Raw genomic sequence first — 2,767 nt, 5'->3', positions numbered from 1 at the left:
GGGCCGGCCCGCGGTCGCGGGTGCCGACGTGGGCGTCTTCCGGCACGGCGTCGCGTCCGGCGACCCGATGCCCGATCGCGTCATCCTGTGGACCCGCGTCACCCCCGCGCCGGACGCGGTCCCGGGATCCGGCCGTGGGGCGCCGGTCGCCGTCAGCTGGGAGATCTCGCTCGACCCCGGTTTTTCCCAGGTCGTCCGATCAGGGTCCGTGGTGACCGACGCCGGCCGCGACCACACCGTCAAGTTCGACTGCACCGGCCTGGCCCCCGACCGCTGGTACCACTACCGCTTCCGTGCCCTTAGTCAGACCTCGCACACCGGCCGCACCCGCACCGCGCCCGCCCACGGCGCGCTCCCCGCCTCCGGCCGCTGGCGCATCGGGGTGGTCTCCTGCTCCAACTGGGAGGCGGGCTACTTCTCCGGCTACCGCCACCTCGAGGCGCGCGGGGATCTCGACGCGATCGTCGAACTGGGCGACTACATCTACGAGTACGGCCGTGGTGAGTACACCGGCAAGTTCGGCGCGGTCCGGCCCCACGATCCCCCGCACGACATCGTGACGCTGGCCGACTACCGGATCCGCCTGGCCCAGTACCGCACCGACCCGGATCTGCAATCCCTGCACGCGCACGTTCCCTGGATCTGCACCTGGGACGACCACGAGCTCGCGAACGACAACTGGTCCGACGGCGCCGAGAACCACCATCCGCACCAGGGACCGTTCTCCGACCGCAAGGCCGCCAGCTCCCAGGCCTACTTCGAGTGGATGCCCGTGCGCCCCGAGTCCCTCCGCGACGGCGGTCACCTCTACCGGCGGTTGCGCTGGGGTTCGCTCGCCGAGATCAGCATGCTCGACCTGCGCTCCTACCGCACGGAGGGACCGGACCGCTTCGACGGTCACGCGATCGATGTCACCGGCACCATGACCGGCGCCGCCCAGTTCGACTGGCTGGCCCGCGGGCTGAGTTCGTCGACCGCCCGCTGGAACGTCATCGGCAACTCGGTGATGATCACGCCCGTGCTCCTGCCCCCGCTCGAGCCACAGACCACGGCCGCGCTCACCGAGTTGCTGGGCGTCCCGCGCGAGGGCATCACCTACAACCCCGACCAGTGGGACGGCTACGCGGGCGAGCGCCGCCGGTTGATGGAGGTGATCCGCGCCGCCGGCACCCGCAACACCGTCTTCCTCACCGGCGACATCCACACCTCGTGGGCCAACGAGGTGCCGTTCGAGCCGGCGAACTACCCGGGCGCGGGCGTCGGCGCGATCGAGTTCGTCACCCCGTCGATCACCAGCAACAACATCGACGACATGGTGAACCTCCCCGAGGGCAACCCGTTGTCCCAGACCGCGCAGGGGGCCCTCACTCAGGTCAACCGACACGTGCGTTGGGTGGACCTGGACCGCCACGGCTTCACGGTGGTCGAGTTCACGACCGACTTCGCCCACGCCGACTACTGGGCGCTGGTCGCGCGCGAGGACCCCGCCAGCGGCGCCTACCCCATCGCCAGCTGGCGGGTCCGGCACGGCACCGATCAGCTGGAGCCGGCCGGCCTGCTGCCCTGATCCGGCTCGCCAGGAACCACGCGGGGCTGACCGGGGCGGCGCATGAGCGCGTGCCACCGCGGGGCGGCACTCACACACGGCTCACAACGTCGTGGACTACGGTGGCGTGTCGATGCGCCCCGTCCGGGGGCACGACGCGGTACCGGGAGTGATGGATGACGACGACGAGCCAGCAGCCACCCGAAGACGGACCCGATCCCGGGGATCACACGGGCGGGCGTTCAGCAGACGCAGCCCGCGGCGGCGCACGTACCGGCGATGGCCGGCGAGGCGGACTCCGTGTGGCGCTCGTGGCGGCGGCCGTCGTCGTAGCCGTGGTGGCCGCCGCACTCGTGTGGCTCGTCGCGGCCGGGCCGATGTCGTCCTCGGATCGCGCGGAGCGCGCGGTCGAGCAGACTCTCCGCGACATGACCGCCTCGGACTCGTTCGCCGAGTTCAACAGCCATCTCTGCGCCGAGAACCGGGTGCCGCAGGACCTGGTCGACAACATCACCGCCTCCGGCGAGCAGACCGGCACCGACCTCGACGCGATGCTGCGCGAGTCCATCGCGGGTTCGTTCCCGCAGGATCTCGAGGTCACCGGGGTCGAGATCGAGGGCGATGTCGCCACCGCCACCGTGGAGTCGGATTCCGACGAGTCCGCGCCGGAGCAGGTACGGATGCTCAATGAGGACGGCGCCTGGAAGGTATGCGAGCCCGGTGTGGGAATGGGTGCGGTGCCTCAGGGTGATCAGCCCGGCTGAGTTCCCGCCGGCTGATCGCCCTGAGTCTGATCGCCCTGAGACACGAGGGCACGCCACGCGCCGCACACACGAGCCGTGCAGGAGTCAGGCGGGGTGGGTGCGGTGGGCGCCTGGTGGGTTGGTGAGGTGGCCGTCGTCGGTGATGAGGTGGTCGAGGTGTTGTCGCCATCGGTGGTCGAGGATCCGGTCGCGGGCCTGGGCCAGTGGGCCGTGTGGGGTGGTGCGGTGTTCGTGTCCGGTTTCGGTGATGATGGTCAGTTCGCCGAGGGGTCCGGGCCGGTAGGCGCAGTGGCCGAAGGTCTTCTCGCGGTGGTGCTTGCGGCACAGGCAGATCAGGTTCCACTCGGCGGTGGGTCCGCCCAGTTCCGGGCGCAGGTGATCGAAGGCGATGACGTGGTCGATCTCGCACTCGTGGGCGTCGACCGTGCAGCCGGGGTGGCGGCAGGTCCCATCACGC

At 70.7% G+C, this 2,767-nt stretch carries 3 protein-coding genes; 2 read left to right on the top strand and 1 reads right to left on the bottom strand.

Features of this window, described 5'->3' with window-relative positions; genetic code table 11:
• A partial coding sequence (locus G6031_RS12135; protein ID WP_182653395.1) for an alkaline phosphatase D family protein occupies window positions 1-1,567 on the top strand: 1,567 nt, incomplete at its 5' end.
• Window positions 1,568-1,848: 281 nt separating this feature from the next.
• A complete protein-coding gene (locus G6031_RS12130; RefSeq protein WP_241737330.1) occupies window positions 1,849-2,310 on the top strand; it encodes a hypothetical protein in 462 nt (153 codons plus the stop codon).
• A gap of 84 nt (window positions 2,311-2,394) precedes the next feature.
• Here G6031_RS12130 and G6031_RS12125 read toward each other — a convergent pair.
• The coding region (locus G6031_RS12125) for an HNH endonuclease signature motif containing protein (RefSeq protein WP_182653393.1) at window positions 2,395-2,767 on the bottom strand (373 nt) is incomplete at its 5' end.

Source organism: Dietzia sp. CQ4 (assembly GCF_014145125.1).
GTDB classification, from domain to species: domain Bacteria; phylum Actinomycetota; class Actinomycetes; order Mycobacteriales; family Mycobacteriaceae; genus Dietzia; species Dietzia natronolimnaea.
This window is presented reverse-complemented; position numbering and strand designations above follow the sequence as displayed.